Raw genomic sequence first — 2,851 nt, 5'->3', positions numbered from 1 at the left:
AAAATATAATATTGAGATCAAGCATATACTGAAAAAAATTGGAGATTAATATCTTCGAATATATTGTTCATAAAAATAAACTTCCTGAATAGGACTTTTGTTTATCTCTGCGGTGCTGATCCCGAGAATAGAATACGGAGTGCAGTGTTTCAGGATTGAACTAAAAAGTCCCGTAAAAGCTATCGCTGCGATAATCCATTTCCAGGGAGACCTTTTTACAAAGCCCGTTGCAAGCGCGATAATTGCAAGTATTCCGAATATGGTTCGGAAAAGGAGATCAAAGCCTCCTACATTTTCTTCCATAAACAATTTTTTGAGATTCGTCGGACAAAACCCCCTTATAAACCCTCTTACATACTTATAGATCCCTTCAATATATAGCGTTATTCTGTTTAGATTCATTGTATTCAGATTCTGTTTGTATTCCCTTTATATTTCTTGCTAAACCCCCTTAAATAACATGTAAACTCTTCCCGGAAAAATCCAAAAATCCCGAGAAATCACAAAATATATACAAGAGATGAGAAGGTTTCTAACTATGCCCGAAATAAAAATTGACAGGTCTCTCTCATATCTCGAAGGTACACAGCGAGTATATGACGAAGCCACAACCCTGGAAAACACCAAAGACCAGATAAAAAAGATAGGCGTTACCCGAATTGCAGACATTACAAACCTGGACAGGCTGGGAATCCCTATTTTCTCGGCAATCCGCCCCAGTGCCGCCAGAGGAGCGATCAGCATTTACTCAGGCAAAGGCTCAACCCAGCAGCGGGCCCGGATTTCAGCGATAATGGAGAGTTTTGAGCGCTGCCTGGCAGAAAGACCGGGCCTGAACGCAAACATTGCAGGCGGCATTTCTGCTCCGGCTCTGGTGGAATCCTATGCCAGCGCCATAGAAAGCTGTAGCGTGCTTGACCCAAAAGCCCTGCTTCTGCCCCAGCCCCATATTCCCCAATCCCTGATGGAATGGGTTGAAGCGTACGATTTGATGAACAAGGAAGAAGTGTTCGTAAGCGCCAATGCAGTTTACCACCCCTATGACGCGCCGGGACAGTGCCAGAAACTTTTCCTGAGCAATACCAATGGATTGGCATCCGGGAACGTAATTGAGGAAGCCATTCTGCATGGGATGCTCGAAGTCATAGAAAGGGACGCAATTAGCACAGCCCAGTTTTCCCGCAACCTGGGAAAAGAAATCGTGCTTACTGAAGAAGATGGATACCTGTACGAACTTGCCAGAAAGTTCAAAGATGAAGGTATAGAACTGAAGGTATGGCTGGTTCCCACAGACACAGGGATTCCAACAGTAATTGCGGCAACTGATGATGTAAAATTGAAAGATCCGGCTCTTCTTGTCATGGGAGCAGGCTCTCACCTGAAACCTGAAATTGCAGTTGCCAGAGCCATAACCGAAGCCGCCCAGTCGCGGGTAGTCCAGATTCAGGGAGCAAGAGAAGATACGGATAGGGAAGGCTTTATCCGGAGTGTAGGATATGACCGAATGAAGCGCCTGAACTGGTTCTGGTTCGAAGAAGGAGAAAAAGTCTCCCTTTCTGAAGTGCAGGACCTGTCCAGGAAAAGTCCTGCAGAAAACATCAACGTGATACTCGAAAAACTTAATGGCCTTGCCGAAAGAGTGCTGGTAGTAGACCTCTCAAGGGAAGAAGTCGCAGTGCCGGTTGTCAGGGTAATCATCCCCGGATTTGAACTTTTCACGATTGACCGCGACCGTAAAGGAAAAAGGATAAATTCCGGAAAGAAGAAAGACTTTTCAAGAGACAAGACCGAAAAACCGTGGAAGAGAAGATGAAGGCAAGAGCGGTAATTTTTACAGGTAACAGCATCAGCCATGAGGACGCAAAAAATGTCCTCCGGGCAAATTACCAGCCTCCTGTACGCAGGTTTCAGCTTGAAAAATTCGTCCAGAAGGGGTACAAGGTCATAGGAATAATAGACGGCATCTTTTTTGACCGGGCTGCAGTCGGGCACAGGGAAATTATGTCCGCCCTTGATGCAGGAGTAAAGGTGGTAGGGGGAGCCAGCATGGGAGCCCTTCGGGCCTCGGAACTGGATACACACGGCATGATAGGAGTAGGAAAGGTTTACGAATGGTACAGGGACGGTATAATTGAATCAGATGATGAAGTAGCCGTAAGTACAAACCCTGAGACTTTCGACCCTATTTCCGTGCCCCTTGTCAATATCAGGGAAACCCTTAGAGCCACTTTCTCTACCGGGATTATAAGCGAAAAAGAGCATAATCACCTGCTGGAGCTTGCGATTAACACTTATTATCAGGACAGAAGCTATCTTGGGCTTGTAAAAGAAGGGATAAAAAAAGGCCTGATCTCTGAAGAGAAAAGAAAATCAATTCTGGATTTTTGCACAGGCAATGAAGTTGACGTAAAAAGGGAAGATGCGATCCTCGTGCTTGAGACCGTAAAAAAACTGGTTGAAAAGGCCTGAAGCCAGATTCCTTTCAAATTAGCTTTTCAAATTAGTTGTTTTGGCTCTTCAAACCTTTTTTGTGATCTTGAATCAAAAAATCGCGGCTATACCTACCAGATTAACGGAATTAATCTGTAATGAGTTTTTTGACAGTATTCTTTATAACCAGGCAAGTTTTTGCAGAGAAACTTTTCTTCATCAAGAAGTCTCCAGACTATAATCAGTATGAGGGGAACGAGTATTAGCAGCCCCCACCATGAGCCTAGCGCAAAAGGAGTGTCGAAAAGCATAACGAGAGCACCCGTATACATGGGGTGACGGACAATGCTGTAAGGTCCCGTTGTTATTACTTTTTGATCGGGGAATACTTCAATGGTCGCGACAGCAAAGGGGTTTTCTC

At 44.7% G+C, this 2,851-nt stretch carries 4 protein-coding genes; 2 read left to right on the top strand and 2 right to left on the bottom strand.

What is annotated here, in order from left to right; translation table 11 throughout:
- Positions 1-45: 45 nt before the first annotated feature.
- On the bottom strand, positions 46-303 hold the full coding sequence (locus RG963_RS16320) for a YgaP family membrane protein (protein ID WP_310577337.1): 258 nt from the start codon (positions 301-303) through the stop codon (positions 46-48).
- Positions 304-538: 235 nt separating this feature from the next.
- Between RG963_RS16320 and RG963_RS16315 the strand changes: the two genes are divergently transcribed.
- Both RG963_RS16315 and RG963_RS16310 read left to right on the top strand, forming a co-directional pair.
- Entirely contained in the window at positions 539-1,813 is a 1,275-nt protein-coding gene (locus tag RG963_RS16315; protein WP_310577336.1) for a YcaO-related McrA-glycine thioamidation protein, read from the top strand.
- Positions 1,810-2,469, top strand: a complete 660-nt coding sequence (locus RG963_RS16310) for a TfuA-related McrA-glycine thioamidation protein (RefSeq protein ID WP_396654751.1) — start codon at positions 1,810-1,812, stop codon at positions 2,467-2,469. Before RG963_RS16315 ends, RG963_RS16310 begins: the two co-directional genes overlap by 4 nt.
- Before the next feature lie 92 nt (positions 2,470-2,561).
- Here the strand turns inward: RG963_RS16310 and RG963_RS16305 are convergent.
- A partial coding sequence (locus RG963_RS16305; protein ID WP_310577334.1) for a methyltransferase family protein occupies positions 2,562-2,851 on the bottom strand: 290 nt, incomplete at its 5' end.

Origin of the sequence: Methanosarcina baikalica (genome assembly GCF_031461075.1) — an archaeon.
Lineage (GTDB): Archaea > Halobacteriota > Methanosarcinia > Methanosarcinales > Methanosarcinaceae > Methanosarcina > Methanosarcina baikalica.
This window is presented reverse-complemented; position numbering and strand designations above follow the sequence as displayed.

What these genes read in the sequence shown, in the direction of transcription:
- RG963_RS16320 (WP_310577337.1), bottom strand. Translation starts at nt 303, where the DNA reads ATGGAAGAAAATGTAGGAGGCTTTGATCTCCTTTTCCGAACCATATTC.
- RG963_RS16315 (WP_310577336.1), top strand. Translation starts at nt 539, where the DNA reads ATGCCCGAAATAAAAATTGACAGGTCTCTCTCATATCTCGAAGGTACA.
- RG963_RS16310 (WP_396654751.1), top strand. Translation starts at nt 1,810, where the DNA reads ATGAAGGCAAGAGCGGTAATTTTTACAGGTAACAGCATCAGCCATGAG.